The sequence below is a fragment of the Nostoc sp. genome, from assembly GCF_036917675.1.
GTDB lineage: Bacteria > Cyanobacteriota > Cyanobacteriia > Cyanobacteriales > Nostocaceae > Nostoc.
The window spans coordinates 188,109-205,121 of sequence record NZ_JBALCT010000067.1; the positions used below are offsets into that span (position 1 = coordinate 188,109).

The 17,013-nt window shown below is 42.2% G+C and carries 14 protein-coding genes and 1 pseudogene; 10 read left to right on the forward strand and 5 right to left on the reverse strand.

What is annotated here, in order from left to right; genetic code table 11:
* The first annotated feature begins 23 nt into the window (after positions 1-23).
* Positions 24-1,478 (forward strand): hybrid sensor histidine kinase/response regulator, encoded by a 1,455-nt coding sequence (locus tag V7K31_RS26205; protein ID WP_335098189.1) that lies wholly within the window; start codon positions 24-26, stop codon positions 1,476-1,478.
* A gap of 75 nt (positions 1,479-1,553) precedes the next feature.
* Here the strand turns inward: V7K31_RS26205 and V7K31_RS26210 are convergent, their stop codons facing one another.
* Positions 1,554-1,850, reverse strand: a complete 297-nt coding sequence (locus V7K31_RS26210; RefSeq protein ID WP_335098191.1) for a DUF3288 family protein — start codon at positions 1,848-1,850, stop codon at positions 1,554-1,556.
* A gap of 384 nt (positions 1,851-2,234) precedes the next feature.
* Between V7K31_RS26210 and V7K31_RS26215 the strand changes: the two genes are divergently transcribed.
* Positions 2,235-4,688 carry an ATP-dependent Clp protease ATP-binding subunit gene (locus V7K31_RS26215; protein WP_335098315.1) on the forward strand — a complete coding sequence of 818 codons (2,454 nt, stop codon included), beginning with the start codon at positions 2,235-2,237 and terminating at the stop codon, positions 4,686-4,688.
* Positions 4,689-4,844: 156 nt separating this feature from the next.
* Here the strand turns inward: V7K31_RS26215 and V7K31_RS26220 are convergent, their stop codons facing one another.
* The 3 genes from V7K31_RS26220 to V7K31_RS26230 all read right to left on the reverse strand — a co-directional run bounded on the left by V7K31_RS26220 (position 4,845) and on the right by V7K31_RS26230 (position 8,228).
* Complete coding sequence (locus tag V7K31_RS26220) at positions 4,845-5,945, reverse strand: AI-2E family transporter (protein WP_335098194.1); 1,101 nt, start codon at positions 5,943-5,945, stop codon at positions 4,845-4,847.
* A 113-nt stretch (positions 5,946-6,058) separates the two neighbouring features.
* Positions 6,059-7,492, reverse strand: coding sequence for a bifunctional orotidine-5'-phosphate decarboxylase/orotate phosphoribosyltransferase (locus tag V7K31_RS26225; protein WP_335098196.1), 1,434 nt, complete (start codon positions 7,490-7,492; stop codon positions 6,059-6,061).
* A gap of 136 nt (positions 7,493-7,628) precedes the next feature.
* Complete coding sequence (locus tag V7K31_RS26230; RefSeq protein ID WP_335098198.1) at positions 7,629-8,228, reverse strand: cytochrome b/b6 domain-containing protein; 600 nt, start codon at positions 8,226-8,228, stop codon at positions 7,629-7,631.
* 454 nt (positions 8,229-8,682) lie between these two features.
* Here V7K31_RS26230 and V7K31_RS26235 point away from each other — a divergent pair, with 454 nt between their 5' ends.
* The 8 genes and pseudogenes from V7K31_RS26235 (at position 8,683) to V7K31_RS26270 (ending at position 16,703) form a co-directional block, all read left to right on the forward strand.
* Positions 8,683-10,041 (forward strand): pentapeptide repeat-containing protein, encoded by a 1,359-nt coding sequence (locus V7K31_RS26235; RefSeq protein ID WP_335098201.1) that lies wholly within the window; start codon positions 8,683-8,685, stop codon positions 10,039-10,041.
* Between the two features lie 293 nt (positions 10,042-10,334).
* A complete protein-coding gene (purN, locus tag V7K31_RS26240; protein ID WP_335098203.1) occupies positions 10,335-10,997 on the forward strand; it encodes a phosphoribosylglycinamide formyltransferase in 663 nt (220 codons plus the stop codon).
* Positions 10,998-11,254: 257 nt separating this feature from the next.
* Positions 11,255-12,598 (forward strand): adenylosuccinate synthase, encoded by a 1,344-nt coding sequence (locus tag V7K31_RS26245; RefSeq protein ID WP_335098205.1) that lies wholly within the window; start codon positions 11,255-11,257, stop codon positions 12,596-12,598.
* 100 nt (positions 12,599-12,698) lie between these two features.
* Complete coding sequence (locus V7K31_RS26250; RefSeq protein ID WP_335098207.1) at positions 12,699-13,298, forward strand: 50S ribosomal protein L25/general stress protein Ctc; 600 nt, start codon at positions 12,699-12,701, stop codon at positions 13,296-13,298.
* Positions 13,299-13,380: 82 nt separating this feature from the next.
* Positions 13,381-14,910, forward strand: coding sequence for a bifunctional aminoglycoside phosphotransferase/ATP-binding protein (locus V7K31_RS26255; RefSeq protein ID WP_335098209.1), 1,530 nt, complete (start codon positions 13,381-13,383; stop codon positions 14,908-14,910).
* Between the two features lie 85 nt (positions 14,911-14,995).
* Positions 14,996-15,502, forward strand: coding sequence for a hypothetical protein (locus tag V7K31_RS26260; RefSeq protein ID WP_335098211.1), 507 nt, complete (start codon positions 14,996-14,998; stop codon positions 15,500-15,502).
* 113 nt (positions 15,503-15,615) lie between these two features.
* Positions 15,616-16,428, forward strand: a pseudogene (locus tag V7K31_RS26265) (YdcF family protein).
* A 53-nt stretch (positions 16,429-16,481) separates the two neighbouring features.
* A complete protein-coding gene (locus V7K31_RS26270) occupies positions 16,482-16,703 on the forward strand; it encodes a hypothetical protein (protein ID WP_335098213.1) in 222 nt (73 codons plus the stop codon).
* Between the two features lie 5 nt (positions 16,704-16,708).
* On the opposite strand, the gene V7K31_RS26275 is transcribed toward V7K31_RS26270, so the two are convergent.
* Positions 16,709-16,930 (reverse strand): ferredoxin-thioredoxin reductase variable chain, encoded by a 222-nt coding sequence (locus V7K31_RS26275; protein ID WP_442941385.1) that lies wholly within the window; start codon positions 16,928-16,930, stop codon positions 16,709-16,711.
* Between the last annotated feature and the right edge of the window lie 83 nt (positions 16,931-17,013).

A 17,013-nucleotide genomic window follows, 5' to 3' on the forward strand; every position in this document is an offset into this window, starting at 1 on the left:
CCTTTTAACAAAGTTGGTTAGCAATGCTTAACGATACCGATATGTTTCTCTCACCGACAGATGATGAAGTTTTCATATTTGAAGATGATCAAGAGCAGATAAGTGAGAAAACTCACTTAACTCCGTTGGAGGTAGAGAGTCAGAGACAAGAGACTTCTGAACCTTGGAAAATGATGATTGTGGATGATGATGTTGAAGTCCACCAAGCAACCAAGCTGGCTTTGAGAAGTTTTACCTTTGAGGGCAAACCTTTAAATTTTCTCTCTGCTTTTTCGGGAACAGAAGCCAAAAAACTGATTGCAGTTCACCCAGATACCGCGTTTATTTTATTAGATGTGGTGATGGAAACTAATGATGCTGGGTTAAGGGTGGTTAAGTATATTCGGGAAGAATTGAAAAATCAGATTGTGCGGGTGATTTTACGCACAGGACAACCGGGAGATGCGCCTGAAGAATCAGTGATTTTTAACTATGACATCAATGATTATAAGTTGAAGGTGGAACTGACTCGCCAAAAGTTAATTACAAGTGCGATCACTGCTTTAAGGTCATACCGCGATTTAATCATCATAGAAAAACAAACAGTACAATTAACCCAAGCATTGCACGACCTGCAACAGTCACAATACAACAGTTTCGTGGAAAAGGAAAAAATGTCGGCACTGGGCAAGCTCGTTACAGGGATCGCCCACGAGATTAATAATCCAATTAATTTTATTGCAGGCAACTTGAAACCTGCTCAGGAATATATTCACGACTTATTAGTACTAATCGACCTTTATCGGCAAACCTTTCCTGATCCGGGAGCAGAAATTGAAGAAGCGATCGCCAGAATTGATTTAGACTATCTCCAAGAAGATTTACCTAAACTCATCTGTTCCCTGAAAGAAGGTAGCGATCGCATCCGTGGCATCAGCGCCAGTCTCCGCACCTTCTCTAGAGGAGATAGCGATCGCAAGGTTCCTTTTAATATTCATGAAGGCATTGAAAGTACATTACTCATCCTGAACCATCGATTAAAAGCCAATGAGCATCATCCTGACATTGAAGTAGTCAAAGATTATGGGCAAATACCTCAATTAGAATGCTTTCCTGGGCAACTCAACCAAGTGTTTATGAATCTTATTGCCAACGCTATTGATGCTTTGGAAGAATCTAACAAAGGGTGTAGTTTCCAACAAATCAAAGACAATCCCAATCGCATCACAATTAAAACCAGTTTGTCTGAAGATCGGCATCACGTCTTGATCCGAGTTCAAGACAATGGCCAGGGAATGTCGGAAAATGTCAAGCAAAAAGTGTTTGATTACTTATTTACCACCAAGGCAGTAGGAAAAGGTACAGGTTTGGGATTGTCAATTTCCCGGCAGATTGTAGAAGAAAAACATGGTGGACAACTCACAGTGACATCTGAGTTAGGCAAAGGTACAGAATTAGCGATCGTCATTCCAGTGGGGAGTGGGGAGAGACGCGATTAATCGCGTCTGTACAGGAGAGACGCGATTAATCGCGTCTGTTAGCAGTCTAGTGATTAATGCTTAATGCCCAATCCCCTAATTCCAATCCTGTTCTTCTTTCTTGCCGCGACTTTTGTAAATTCCCCCCAAATCGTGAATTTTGCGAGTTTTCTCAAAAAGCTCGGCTTCGGTCAAACCCCACTGCTGCAAGACTTTATCGAGGTCTTTTTGGATGTCTCTCGCCCCTGGAAACCCTTGATAACGCATTCGCAGTCTAGCCAATTCTGCTAAATTATAGTCTGTCGCCTCTTGAAGGAGTAAAATATCAATAACAGGGCGATCGCGATTATAAAGAGGATGTTGTTGGTCTTTCCCTGCGGGTGCATCAGTCATTGTCAGTCCTGAGTCAAAAGTTAGGAGTTAGGAGTGAGAAGTTAAGAGTGAGAAGTTAGGAGTTATAGAATGCTGAGTCTTAGTCTTAAAGTTTAGCCGAAAGCAGAGGAGCAGAAAAGGCAAAAGAAAATCATCTTCTACACTGAAAAAGTCATTGTAAAATTGATAACTCCTTACCTACTTATAACTCCTCACTGATAACTCCTAACTCCTAACTCCTCACTCATAGCAGACGGCAACTACACCTGAGGTCTTACGGCTCTCACCACTGCCACCTAACTTTAAATAAAGTTACATTAGTCCTTAAGAAAATACAAAAAACTTTAGATGAGGGTGAATTTTATCTCACCCAAAGTCCAAGCAGCGAGGGAGCAAGAACCCATTATGTTTGAACACTTCACTTCCGAAGCCATTAGAGTAATTATGCTAGCTCAGGAGGAAGCACGTCGCCTGGGACACAACTTTGTAGGAACTGAACAAATTCTCCTGGGTTTGATGGGAGAAGGAACTGGGGTTGCTGCCAAAGTGCTGGCCGAATTAGGCGTTACCCTCAAAGATGCCCGCCGTGAGGTAGAAAAAATTATTGGTAGGGGTTCTGGCTTTGTACCACCGGAAATTCCTTTTACACCCAAGGTGAAAAGTCTCTTTGAGCAATCCTTTAAAGAAGCTCATAGTCTGGGACAGAATTACATTAACACTGAACACTTACTCTTAGGATTGACCGAGGCTGGTGAAGGTGTCGCCGCCAAAGTACTGCAAAATCTAGGGGTTGACTTCAAGAGTGTCCGCAGTGCCATAGTTCGCCGTTTGGGTGAAAATTCACCAGCTTTCGCTGGTAGTGGTAGTCAAAAGCGCACCCAACCGCTAACGATGGAAGAGTATGGCCGGAATTTGACCAAATTAGCACAAGAAGGCAGACTCGACCCCGTAGTTGGTCGCCAGAAGGAAATTGAGCGGACTATCCAAATTCTCGGTCGCCGCACTAAGAATAACCCAGTGTTGATTGGAGAACCAGGAGTTGGTAAAACTGCGATCGCTGAAGGTCTAGCTCAACGTATTATCAATCAGGATGTTCCCGAAAGCTTACAGGGCAAACAAGTTATCAGCCTCGATATGGGGTCATTGGTAGCTGGGACTCGCTTCCGTGGCGATTTTGAAGAACGCATCAAAAAAGTCGTGGAAGAAGTCCGCACTGTCGGCAATATCATCCTGGTGATTGACGAAATTCACACCTTGGTTGGGGCTGGTGGTACAGAAGGTGGCTTGGATGCAGCCAACATCCTCAAACCTGCCTTAGCACGAGGTGAACTCCAGTGCATCGGCGCAACTACCCTTGATGAGTATCGTAAGCATATTGAGCGCGATGCCGCCCTAGAGCGTCGTTTCCAACCGATTATGGTCGGGGAACCCTCAGTAGAGGAAACCGTACAAATTCTCTACGGCTTGCGCGGTGCTTATGAACAACACCACAAAGTCACAATTTCGGATGCGGCACTTGTAGCAGCAGCAGAATTATCAGATCGCTATATTAGCGATCGCTTCTTGCCCGATAAGGCAATAGACTTGATTGATGAAGCAGGTTCTCGCGTTCATCTACGGAACTCTCAGAGTTCTCCGAATAAAGAACTCAAGCGTGAACTTGCTGGCGTTACCAAATCTAAAGAAGCAGCAGTCAGAGTCCAAGATTTTGACAAAGCTGGAAGTCTCCGCGACCAAGAGTTAGAACTCGCAGAACAACTGCAAGCAACATTTGCACAAAATGGTCAACCTGTCAACTCTAATGTCGTTGACGAAGAAGACATCGCCCAAATCGTTGCCTCTTGGACTGGCGTACCAGTCAACAAGTTAACTGAATCTGAGTCAGAGTTGCTCCTGCACCTCGAAGACACTTTGCACCAGAGGCTGATCGGACAAGAGCAAGCAGTCTCAGCTGTATCTCGCGGTATCCGTCGCGCCCGCGTCGGACTAAAAAATCCCAATCGTCCCATTGCTAGCTTTATCTTCTCTGGTCCGACTGGAGTCGGTAAAACAGAATTGGCGAAGGCACTAGCTGGCTACTTCTTCGGTTCGGAAGACTCGATGATTCGCCTAGATATGTCCGAATACATGGAAAGCCACACCGTCGCCAAGCTGATTGGTTCGCCTCCTGGTTATGTGGGATACGACGAAGGCGGACAACTTACAGAAGCTGTGCGGCGGAAACCCTACACGGTACTGCTATTCGACGAAATCGAAAAAGCACACCCCGATGTATTCAATATGCTGCTGCAACTCTTGGATGACGGTCATCTTACCGATGCTAAAGGTCGGAAAGTTGACTTCAAGAACACGCTGATCATTTTGACTTCCAACATCGGCTCCAAAGTGATTGAAAAAGGTGGTAGTGGCTTAGGCTTTGACTTCGACACTCAAGCCGACGCTAGTTATAACCGCATCCGCACCTTGGTAAATGAGGAATTGAAAGCTTACTTCCGTCCTGAATTCCTCAACCGTCTCGATGAAATTATCGTCTTCACCCAGCTTTCCAAGGATGAAGTTAAGCAAATCGCTGAGATTATGCTCCGTGATGTTGCTAGCCGCTTGACGGAAAGGGGAATTATCCTAGAAGTTAGCGATCGCTTCAAAGAGCGTGTAATCCAAGAAGGCTACAACCCTAGTTATGGTGCTAGGCCATTACGTCGAGCAATTATGCGCCTCCTAGAAGATTCTCTCGCCGAAGCAATGCTGTCTGGTGAAATTACAGATGGAGACACAGCAATTATCGATGTTGATGATGACTCTCAGATAAGAGTCAAAAAATCAGAAAAACGAGAATTGCTCTTGGCAAATGTTGGCTAATTTTATACCTGATCACTTTTTGCTGTAATATTTGAGAAATACTCTAGCCTCTCGTCTAACTAGAGGCACTAACAGGGGCATCTCCGACAAACATCAAGTGAAATGGTATTATATCTCACCCCTAGTAGAAATACTGGGGGCTTTTTTATCCACAACTTATTGCGATATTGATTCCTCTGCCAGCAATTCTGATCCTGCTTCACCATCAACAGCATTATCAAAATCACCAGATTTAGAAAAACCATCTACTACATCTTTGATAAAACCAGCTACAGGTACTGCGACTAGCAAACCCAAAACTCCACCAACATTGGTTCCTACAAGCAAAGCAATTAATACCCATATTGGTCTAAGTCCAGTAAATTTACCTAATAATCGTGGTGCGATCGCCTGATCAATTAACTGGTCAATGACAGCAGCTACCGCCAGAACCTTCACTGCTAGCCAAAAGTCATGTGTAGCTATTATGAAAGTGATTACAATCAGACTGACGACATCACCAAAGGGAATTAAGCTCAAAAGCCCAACTCCCAAACCAAAGAGTAAACCAAACTGGACTTGAAAAACTAAAAACAATAATGTTATTGAAACTCCCATCAGCAAAGCCAAACTTCCCTGACCAATTAGGTAATTTTGGAAGTTTTGCTGAATAGACTGGCTAATCTCCTGGGCAAAATTTCCAGGTAACTTCTTAAATATCGCCTCCCAAATTCTTGGCCCATCTAACAAAAGATAAAAAGTAAATACTACTGTGATTAATGACTCAGAAATACTATCAATAGTATCTATAATAATGCTTAAAAGTTTATCGGAAACAAACTCTAATTCATTGGGCAATTTGTTGGTTATTTGTGCTAATAACTGACTTAGATTCACATTTAATTTGTGCCTAAAAAACCAATCATTTAAAATCTGAAGTTTTTCTTCGCTAGAATCAATCCATTGGGGAAGGACTTTAACCATCTCATTAAATTGCTCTAAAACAATGGGCAATAAAGTGATACCCAGAGCAACAACAATTACCAATGCTAATATAAAAACTAATGCTACTGCATAGCCTCGTTTAACTCCCCGCTTTTGGAGAATCGAAACAGGATAGTTTAAAACGAATGCAAGCAAAGTAGCCAAAACAAGAATTGTTACGACAGGTTGAAGATTTTTAACAAGTAAAAATGCTAGCCAACCATTGAGAAAGACTAGAGGAAATAGCAGCGTAAAAATTAACCATCTAAGTAGTTGATTCAGTGAAAAATTCATAATTAATTTAAAAATCCAAATTATTCTAGTTACTAGATTGATCCTGAGAATTAAATATGCTCAATGGTAAGTAGATAAGAGAAATCTTTCTCCACTACCCATTATTTCGATTACTAACTTTCAGCAAAAGCTAAAAATTGCTCCTCACTTATTCGCCCTGCTTGATACAGAGTATTAGTAATTTCTGAAATAGTTAAAACTGCATAACTGCAATAACCATTTTGCTTTAATCTGTCTTTTACTCCTTGTTCATGATCGATAAATACCACAATATCATTAACATTTAATCCTGCTGATTTCAACTTTTCTGCCCCTTCCATAACACTTTTGCCACTGATGAGAATATCATCAACCACCACAACCGTTTCACCAGGATGAAAGTTACCTTCAATTACTCTCCGAGTTCCGTGTGCCTTCACCTCTTTACGAGGGAAAATCATTGGACAATGAAGGCGCAAAGCTAAACCAGTGGCAGTAGGTAAAGAACCATAGGGAATACCTGCTAATCTATCAAAAGTAAGGGTTTTCAAAATATCCTGATATGCAGTGAGAACTTGATTAAAAACTTGGGGATTGGAAATAATTTTGCGTAAGTCGATGTAATAAGGAAATATCGCTCCTGATGCTTGTACAAAGCTGCCAAACATAATACAGTCAATGTCATAAAGTTGCAAAATTAAATCTTGTTGGGGGTGCTGATTTAGCAAACAAACATCAGGAAACCACACAGAACAAGTTGAATTTTCGTGAATAATTTCAGCTTTAATTTGATTAATTTCTGCGCGTAGAGATTGGACTTGCTCAGATAGTTGTGTATTTCCCAACATATCTTGAGGAACAGGAATCAGCAAGCCATCACCGTTAGCATTCAAGCCTGCTTCTAAAATTTTCTTCAGATTTTGACCCTCCGCCCAGATGCTACGCGCCATAATAATTCGTTCGGGAGCAATTGCTCGAATAAGTGCTAAAATTTCGGGATTTGTAGTTCCCACTTCCAAACCTAATTGTTCTGGAGTCCCCCAAGTTTTTGATTCTTTTACTACCTGTAAATAAAGGGGTGATTCCTTTGTAGGATATTGTTGTAAAGTTTCTGCACCGGGATTAGAAGTACAGCATAAAATAAACACCGCTTTATCAGGATAGACCAAAAAAGGTGCTACATGATCTTGTCCTGTATAGGGGCTGAGAGTAATTGCATCTACCTGCCATTCTGTAAACACAGTCCGGGCAAAAATGGTACTAGTATTTAAGTCACTGTGTTTGGCATCTAAAATAACTGGGATGTGGCCTGGAATCGCTGCTAAAGTTTTGTACAGCAGTTCTAAACCGGGAATACCTAGCGCTTCATAAAAGCCAAGTGTCGGTTTATAGGCACAAACAAAATCAGAAGTTTCAGCAATAATGAATTGTAACCACTTCCACAAACCAGCGATGAGTTCTTCAGATTCATAACGCACAGGCATCATCTCTGGATTTGGATCAAGTCCTACAAATAGTAAGCTTTGATTTTGCAATATATTCCGATTCAATTTATCAAAAAAGTTCATAATTTTCGGTAAAAAAAGAGTCAATTGTTTATCGTAAATTAAAGGGTTTAAATCCCGTCTTAAATTCTCTTGAATTTTGAATTATTATTGGTTCTTTATATCGCCGCGTCTCCCTATCTCCCTTGCCATAGTTCGTTTACCAAAACATCGATTCTGTTAGTTGAGTGCCTCCAGCTTTTTGCCCTAATCGAGAGTGAATCACTACAAATAAGACAACCATCGGCACTGACGCAAAGTGAACGATTCGCAATGCTTGCCAACTGCCAAACAGATCCACAATCCAGGGAAATTCAGCAGGTTTATACATTCCTATTCCTGTAAATAACGCCAGCAGCAAGATAGGAAGAATTGCTGTATAGACAATACGATGCCAAGCATAAATTAGGCGCTGGGAATTTTGAGTTTTTTGTAATGCTTTGAGGTCATTGGCACCTAGAAACCGATGTCGCCAGCGCCGGGTAATTAAAACGTAAATTCCATACCACAAGAGATTCAACGAGAATAGCCACATTGCTGCAAAATGCCAGTTTCTACCTCCTGCAAGCCAACCTCCTAAAGTAAATATCCCAGGAATGTGAAAACCTGCACGTCCACCAAAAACAGGGTTGGCGTTGTAAATTTGTAGTCCACTGGTGAGCATGATAAACAGACTAATGATGTTACAGGAGTGGAAAATTTTGCCTCCTATTGCTTGAGTGGGCAGCTTCCGACTTTCAGGGAGAACGGTCGAAGTCATAGATTTTGAGTGATAAAATTTGCTGTTTATCTGTCTTGGGTAAATAGTCCAGCAACTTTGAGGATTATTACTTACCCTTATTTTCTCATTCTATGATTCAACAGAACAACTTTTGAGATGATGGAATAGCCTTTAAAGTTTGCTAACTCTACCAGTAATTGATCTAGTTTAGTGAGGTTTAGGTGTGCGATCGCTAATAATTCTACATTTTAAGTGCGGCGATGTCTCCGATGGTACAGCTTAACCTCACCCCGATAAAGCTGTGCTTTATCTCCCCTCTCCTTACTAAGGAGAGGGGTTGGAGGTGAGGTTTATTTTGGTGGTGAGTACTAAAAGCTCTGCCATAAGTGGCTGTTACTATCGGCTTGATCTTGGGCAATTTATACATAGGGTTGGACAAATAGAGTTTTTGCTAACTCACTATGATCAGCGCACCTTATTTTGCTAGAAATCTGTGAATATCTCTGACTCAGAACTAGATTTAGTATCTTTAGCTTCCAGAATCGAACAGATAGAAGAGGAGCAAAATCTCCGTAGGCAAAATATTGCATGGCTAAAACGCTATTTGGATGAAATCAAACAAGAATTTAATAATCGGACTGAACTACAGCAGTTTCAAAGTATGCAAGAGGCGATCGCGCTTCTAACTGCACAAGTCGCCGAGTTGCAACAGCACCTCAATCTTTCGTCTAATTTGAGTAATGGCTTGAATAATAACGGTACTACTGACGCATCTACTCAAGAGACGAATATTGATGATGTGGAGATTATCAAGCAGTTTTTTGAACGTGTTGAAAAGCCTGAAAAACAACTAGCGTGTGTAGATGTAATTGCTATTTCTGAAAATCTAGATATTGCTAAAACTGAGCCAGATGAGCAAATTAATGTAGCTGAGGAGCAGCCGCTATTTATCAGAGCTTTCAGCGCTCAACAATTCCAGATTGAGAGAATAATGTGGTTAGTCAACAGAATTTATGCAGCAGAGGAACCTAGCCATGAAATACCTGTTGATGTTGAAGAATTTTGGAGGCGGTATAACGGAGGAGAACGGGATTTTACAGGGATTAATCTGGCTGGGGTAAATTTGAGTGGAAAAATACTGGAGAAAATCAATCTGAGCAATGCAAACCTGTCTCGTTCAAATCTCAGTGGATCTCAACTATATGGAGGGGTTGACCTCAGCATGGCAAACCTAAGTGGAGCGAATTTGATCGGGGCAAACATGAGACATTCAAAGCTGATAAAGGCGAACTTCAGTAATGCTAACCTGAGTCAAGTAAAGCTTATAGAGGCAAATCTGGAAGGAGCTAATCTTGAGGGAACCAATCTCCAGCATAGCTATTACGACCCATCGACTATCTTTCCTACAGGGTTTGATCCGGTAAAAGCTGGAGCCTATTTGATTACTCCTAGTGGATCACTGCAAAATGCTAATTTAGCTGGTGCTATCCTCAATCAAATAAACCTGACTGACGCAGATTTACAAGGAGTAAATCTCAACTCTGCAAACCTGGAAGGTGCAAACCTAAGCGAATCTAATTTGAATGGAGCAAACTTGTCTAAGGCAAATTTAAAAAACGCGATACTTATTCAATCAAATCTGGTTCAAATTGACTTAAGCGAGGCAAACCTCAGTGGTGCAGATTTAAGTGTGGCAAATCTAAGTGAAGCAAACTTAAGTAAGGCAAACCTTAGTAGCGCAAAATTAAGAGCGGCAGATTTGAAAGGTTCAAACTTAATTCAGGTCAATCTAGAGAGTGCCGTCCTAATTGCGGCAGACTTGAGTATTTTTTTATTTGGAAGTCCCTTGTAGCGATTTAAGCAGGGAAGTGCAGATTTTTCTGATTATTTAATTGGTGCGATCGCTCTTTCTAGCTTGGAACACTAGTAGTCCACCAAGCTAACTTTGCCAGGTACTAGGCGATGCTGGTAAGCTACCAAGTATGCGAGGAATCAGGGTGGTATCATGGCAAAAAAATACATTGTAGATTTAAAGGAAGCGGAGTTATCTTAACTGCGTAGGCGTAGCCCGTCGTAGACATCGCTAACTAAAACCTGTTTGCACAAAGCACGAACCATTACCCGCGCAAATATTCTTATAATGTTATGACTCTCCGCCTTGATTCTACCCTTAGCTTAGTTTTTCCCAGCATTAGCGATGTTTGCCGACAAGTCGCTCCTTTAAAACTGGGAATTATGGCTTCTGGGAATGGCAGCAATTTTGATGTAGTTGCCCAAGCTATCCAAGATGGGCAGCTAAATGCTCAAATTCAAGTTTTAATTTACAATAACCCCTCGGCTAAAGTAGCCGTCAGAGCAGCCAATAGAGGTGTAGATGCTGTTCTATTAAATCACCGCAACTATAAAAGTCGAGAAGAGTTTGATCAGAAAATTGTGCAGACATTGCGGCACTACGATGTAGAATGGGTAGTTTTAGCAGGTTGGATGCGATTATTAACATCAGTTTTCATTGATGCTTTTCCTGACAATATTATTAATATCCATCCTAGTTTATTACCTAGTTTCAAGGGAATTCATGCTGTAGAACAAGCCTTGGCATCTGGAGTAAAAATCACTGGTTGTACAGCGCATATAGCTTGTTTAGAAATGGACAGTGGCCCAATATTGATGCAAGCCGCAGTACCAGTACTGCCGGATGATACAGCAGAAACACTCCACGCCAGGATTCAAATTCAGGAACATCGGATTTTGCCACTAGCGATCGCTCTAGCAGCTTCTTCGTCAAAATTTACACGTAATATTACGTAATAATACATACAGAGGTTCTCGTGTCAACTTAGTCCTTGGCTTACCTCACCCTCAATCCCTCTCCTTATAAAGGAGAGGGAAGCTAGAAACAGGGTGAGGTTTTATATTTAATTACGCCTACCTACTTAACCGCCCTTTTAACTGTACGCCCCTACGGAATTGGAAACAGCTAAATTGTTCTAGAAGAAGCTTGACATAATTAAAATAATATGTTATTAATTATAGTTTGTGGAAACTTTACTTCTTAATATAAGCTCTTGGCTAACGTCATTGTCATAGGTGCCCAATGGGGCGATGAAGGAAAAGGTAAAATAACTGACTTACTCAGCCGTTCGGCAGATGTTGTGGTACGTTACCAAGGGGGTGTAAATGCTGGACACACAATTGTAGTCAAAGGTCAGACCTTTAAGCTGCACTTGATTCCCTCTGGTATTTTGTATCCAAATACCGATTGCATAATCGGCTGTGGAACAGTCATCGATCCACAGATTTTGATTGCAGAACTCGACCAACTAAAAAAATTAAATATTTCCACTGACCACCTGCTGATATCTGAGACAGCCCACGTAACGATGCCTTATCATCGATTGATTGACCAGGCATCTGAAGAACGACGGGGAAGCCATAAGATCGGCACAACAGGTCGGGGCATTGGGCCGACTTATGCTGACAAATCTGAACGTATAGGCATTCGGGTTTTAGACTTAATGGATCCCGATGGGCTACGTGAGCAGTTGGAGTGGACGATTAATTATAAAAACGTCATTTTAGAAAAGCTTTACAACTTGCCGCCTCTAGATCCAAAAGAGGTGATTGAACAGTATTTGGGGTATGCAGAACGCTTGCGGCCTTACGTTGTTGATACATCGTTCAAAATATCCGATGCGATTGTGCGACGGCGCAATATTTTGTTTGAAGGCGCACAAGGTACGCTCCTTGACCTAGATCACGGAACTTATCCCTACGTCACCTCCTCTAACCCTGTGGCGGGGGGGGCTTGCGTTGGTACAGGGGTAGGTCCGACAATGATTGACCGGGTAATTGGGGTGTCGAAAGCCTATACAACCCGTGTGGGAGAGGGGCCATTTCCCACCGAACTGCATGGAGAATTGGGAGAATTGTTGTGCGATCGCGGTGCCGAATTTGGCACAACCACCGGACGCAAACGGCGCTGTGGGTGGTTTGATGCTGTCATTGGTCGCTATGCCGTGCGGATTAACGGTATGGATTGTATGGCGCTGACCAAACTGGATGTCCTTGATGAATTAGAGTCAATCCAAGTTTGTGTCGCCTATGACATAGATGGCGAGCGCAGCGAATACTTCCCCACTAGTTCCCGTAAATTTGCCAGATGTCGTCCCATCTACAAAACCTTACCAGGATGGCAAGTGTCAACAACCGACTGCCGCACCCTAGAAGAGTTACCACAGCAAGCACTGGACTATCTAAAATTCTTAGCCGAATTAATGGAAGTCCCGATCGCGATCGTTTCACTAGGAGCTAGCCGCGATCAAACCATAATTGTCGAAGACCCCATCCACGGGCCTAAACGTGCTTTATTGCACCCCGACGGCACACCTGCTACCCTGCTAAGTGCTTAGTTAAAAGTTAAGAGTTAAGAGTGAGTAATTAACTCCTAACTCCTGTACAGACGCGATTAATCGCGTCTCTCCTAACTCTAATTAACAACTAACAACTTCTATGGCTATTACAGTCGAATCTCAAAAACGTCCAGAAGGCAGCAAGCCCAGAGCTTTGCGCCGTTCAGGACTGATACCTGCCAATTTGTATGGTCATAAAGGTACAGAGTCAATTTCTTTGACCATTGAGGCCAAAACTGTTGAGCGCTTGCTCAAAAGGGCTTCAGTCAACAACACCTTGATTGATTTAAACGTTACTGATATACCTTGGCGCGGCAAAGCCCTGCTGCGGGAACTTCAGATCCATCCAGCAAAAGGTACCCCTTACCACCTCAGCTTTTTCGCGGTTGCAGGCCACGGCGACACCACTGTAGAAGTTCGGTTCCGTTTTGTGGGAACTGCTATTGGTGTTAAACAAGATGGTGGTGTGTTAGACACCGTAATCACTGAATTGCAAGTGAGTTGTGCGCCAGAAAACATCCCAGATGTAATTGAAATCGATGTCTCTAACCTGCAAATGGGAGACAGCTTGAGTATTGGTGATATAGTCTTTCCTGAAGGTGTAACACCTCTAGCTGAATCAGAGCGGCTTGTTGTCAGCGTTTTGCCACCGCAAATTAACGCTGAGGATGTTGAGGCAGAAGCTGAAGCAGTTTCTTAACCTAGGTAAACTGTGTAATAATTCTTGATGATGCCAGGAGGGAACTCCTGGTTTTTTTGTATTTGAACCGCAGAGGCCAGAGATGACAGAAGTGACTCTTCCAGCTTTAATTCAGCAAATGTTGCAGCCTGGATTTTATCCCCATACGGTGACAGAACCCATTCAACTAATTCAAACCCACATTTCTTATGTGCTGTTAACTGGAGATTACGCCTATAAGCTGAAAAAACCTGTGAATTTCGGCTTTTTAGACTTTTCCACCTTGGATAAGCGGCAGCATTTTTGTCAGGAAGAGTTACGGTTAAATCAACGGGGTGCTGGTGAACTGTATTTAGAAGTTTTGCCCATAACTCAGGTAGGGGAGCAATATCAGCTAGGGGGAACGGTTGAGGCTGTAGAATACGTGCTGAAGATGCGCCAGTTTCCTCAAGAGTCGCTATTAAGTTCACTTTTTGAACAGGGTAACTTAAATGAGACACTCTTAGAAGAGTTGGGACGGGTAGTGGCTCAATACCATGCTGAATCACAGACGAATGATTATATTCGCAGTTTTGGTGAAGTACCAAAAGTTCGGGCTGCAATTGATGAGAATTATCAGCAAACTGAGAAGTATATTGGTGGTCCCCAGACTCAGGCGCAATTTACAGAAACAAAGCAATATACAGATAACTTTTTTGCAGAATGTCCAGAATTATTCGCTAGCAGAATTCACAACGAGTATATTCGTGAATGTCACGGGGATTTACACCTGAGAAATATTGCGCTGTGGCACGATAAAATTCTGCTGTTCGATTGCATTGAGTTTAATGAGCCGTTTCGCTTTGTCGATGTGATGTACGATGTGGCGTTTACGGTGATGGATTTGGAAGCGCGGCAGCGCAAAGACTTGGGTAATGCTTTTTTGAATGCCTATGTGGAGCAAACTGGAGACTGGGAAGGCATACAGGTGCTGCCTTTGTACTTAAGTCGTCAGGCTTATGTCCGGGCAAAGGTAAATTCATTTTTGCTAGACGATCCGAATGTACCTGCGACGGTAAAGGAAGAGGCGACAAAAACCGCCGGTGAGTATTACAAACAGGCTTGGGACTACACTAAACCAAAGCTGGGAGAACTAATTTTGATGTCGGGGTTGTCGGGTTCTGGTAAAAGTACCACAGCAAAGTATTTAGCCCGTCAACTGGGAGCAATTCACCTTCGTTCCGACGCGGTGCGGAAACATTTAGGGGGAATTTCCTTGTGGGAAAAGGGTGGCGATGATTTGTATACACCTGAGATGACCGAGAAAACTTACACACGGCTGTTGTCATTGGGGATTATACTGGCTAAACAAGGATTTTCGGTGATTTTGGATGCCAAGTATGATAGACAGCAGTTACGGCAAGAAGCGATCGCTCAAGCTACAAAACACCAACTTTCTATTCAGATTATCCAATGCACAGCACCGCAAGAAGTTCTAAAAGAGCGTTTGAACAATCGCACTGGTGATATTGCTGATGCTACCGCCGATTTATTAGCCTCACAAATCAAACAAGCTGAACCTTTCACTGAAGAAGAACTAGCCTACGTAAAGATTTTGGATACAACTCAACCACAACAGGCACAATTAAAATAATTCGTAATTCGTAATTCGTAATTCGTAATTGAATCGAAAATTAAGAATTACGAGTTAGTAATTAGTTAATAGCTTTTTTTACTCTATGGCAGACAAAAAGACCGACTTTTTCAGTATTTCTCCCAGCTTCTTTTCTCAGTTGTTATTTGGGGCATTTTTAACATTTATATTAATAATGACCGGCTCCGCACCAGCCCTGAGCATATTCTTAGGTATCATGGGCGGTTTCATCTTAAGCTGGATCACAAATGTAACCAGTAATAGCGCCCAGGCACCAACTGTAGCATCCTCTGATGGTGTCGATACAGGACTGAAATACTGGTTATTTTTCATGCTTGGCTTTGTATATTTAGGGTATCCAGCACCTATGAGTATCTTACTAGGTGGAATAGGCGCTTTCGCTGGAGGCTGGATTACTGCTTGGTGGGGAAGCAAGGAAACAACTAGAACTCAGTTGCAAGTTGAAGAGTCAGAAGAGGGCGAAGTTGAACCAACGAACGAGAGGATAAACAAACGCCAAACAAGAAGAACCGCCCGGCGTTACCGTCGCACTCCTGGTAGTAGTTTCAATTTCAGGTTTTGGGAAAAGTAATAATTTGGGCATTGGGCAATTCAATTTTGGATTTTGGATTTTAGATTTTAGATTGAAATTTAATCCAAAATCTAAAATCTAAAATTTAAAATTCTCACTCCCTACTCCCCACTATGTTTTTATATCTATCCAAATTACTGCCACTATTTTTTTATCCACTAGGACTAGCCTGTGTAAGCTTGGTAATAGCATTAGTGACGTTGTGGAAACGACCGCGTACTGCGGCGATCGCAATTGCTTTTGCTCTAACTTTATTGCTATTTTGTAGTAATACTTGGATCGCTAAATCATTAGTGCGATCGCTAGAATGGCAAAATCTTCCACTCGCTCAAATACCAGTTGCAGAAGCGATTGTGGTTTTGGGTGGCGCAACCAAATCAGCTTTTTTCCCAAGACCTACTGTAGATTTGAGTGAATCAGGCGATGCCTAGGTTGGGCTACACCTACGGGTCATTTATGCTGCACAACTATATCGCCAGAAAAGAGCGCCTATAATCATTCTGAGCGGGGGTCGCATTGATTGGCGTGGAGGTAGTTCACCAGAGTCGGCAGATATGGCAACAATACTTACATCTATTGGTATTCCATCTGAGGCGATTGTTCAGGAACCTGAATCTCTGAATACTTACGAAAATGCTGTAAATGTCCGAAAAATTTTGTCATCTCGTGGTATTCGTCAGGTATTATTAGTTACTTCGGCAATGCACATGCCGCGATCGCTAAGAATTTTCCAGCGTCAAGGAATCAATGCCATTCCTACACCCACTGACTTTCTGATGAGTGAGGGTGAGTTGCAAGAACTCGGCAGCACTCCTAAAGCCGCTATACTGAATTTATTACCTGATACCGACAACTTGCACCAATTTACCAGCGCTTTAAAAGAGTACATTGGTTCTTTAGTTTATCGCTTACGCGGTTGGCTTTAATCAAATTATGAATTATGAATTTTTAACTTCTAACTCCTAACTTTATTAACATTATGTCTAAAAATTTACCTTATATCATGCCATCTCCTCAAATCCAAGTTGAGGAAGCTTTTGGCGTTTACCAAACAACCCACCAGTTTTACGACGAAATTAGGTCACGGTCAGAGTTTCAGCGTTATTGTGAATGGTATTATACAACAGCAGAACAGCACCGCCAAGAGCTTAAAAGAATGCGCGGCGAACTGAATATTTTCCAGTGGTTTCGCCGGCGATAAGTGATTTAGATGACTTCTAACTCATTTTCACGTAAATGGGCTTTAAACTTTTTACTAAACTGGACTACAATCGGCAAATTAGCGCTTACTGGTCTGTCTCGCCATTGGGTGGCAATACCTATAACATCGCCTTCTGTGCCTTTGATGTCAAAAGGCTGATTGCGATGTTCAGGATGATGATACACTACTACCGAATCTTTAACGCGGATGCGATCGCCAACTTTCATAACAACATTTACACCTAGCATTTGCTTTTCCACAAGTATCTGGTACAAAATATATAATTAAATCGCTTTAAATTTGATTTAAT

What these genes read in the sequence shown, in the direction of transcription:
- purN (WP_335098203.1), top strand. Translation starts at nt 10,335, where the DNA reads ATGACTCTCCGCCTTGATTCTACCCTTAGCTTAGTTTTTCCCAGCATT.
- V7K31_RS26210 (WP_335098191.1), bottom strand. Translation starts at nt 1,850, where the DNA reads ATGACTGATGCACCCGCAGGGAAAGACCAACAACATCCTCTTTATAAT.
- V7K31_RS26220 (WP_335098194.1), bottom strand. Translation starts at nt 5,945, where the DNA reads ATGAATTTTTCACTGAATCAACTACTTAGATGGTTAATTTTTACGCTG.
- V7K31_RS26230 (WP_335098198.1), bottom strand. Translation starts at nt 8,228, where the DNA reads ATGACTTCGACCGTTCTCCCTGAAAGTCGGAAGCTGCCCACTCAAGCA.
- V7K31_RS26260 (WP_335098211.1), top strand. Translation starts at nt 14,996, where the DNA reads ATGGCAGACAAAAAGACCGACTTTTTCAGTATTTCTCCCAGCTTCTTT.
- V7K31_RS26270 (WP_335098213.1), top strand. Translation starts at nt 16,482, where the DNA reads ATGTCTAAAAATTTACCTTATATCATGCCATCTCCTCAAATCCAAGTT.
- V7K31_RS26225 (WP_335098196.1), bottom strand. Translation starts at nt 7,492, where the DNA reads ATGAACTTTTTTGATAAATTGAATCGGAATATATTGCAAAATCAAAGC.
- V7K31_RS26275 (WP_442941385.1), bottom strand. Translation starts at nt 16,930, where the DNA reads ATGAAAGTTGGCGATCGCATCCGCGTTAAAGATTCGGTAGTAGTGTAT.
- V7K31_RS26215 (WP_335098315.1), top strand. Translation starts at nt 2,235, where the DNA reads ATGTTTGAACACTTCACTTCCGAAGCCATTAGAGTAATTATGCTAGCT.
- V7K31_RS26255 (WP_335098209.1), top strand. Translation starts at nt 13,381, where the DNA reads ATGACAGAAGTGACTCTTCCAGCTTTAATTCAGCAAATGTTGCAGCCT.
- V7K31_RS26205 (WP_335098189.1), top strand. Translation starts at nt 24, where the DNA reads ATGCTTAACGATACCGATATGTTTCTCTCACCGACAGATGATGAAGTT.
- V7K31_RS26250 (WP_335098207.1), top strand. Translation starts at nt 12,699, where the DNA reads ATGGCTATTACAGTCGAATCTCAAAAACGTCCAGAAGGCAGCAAGCCC.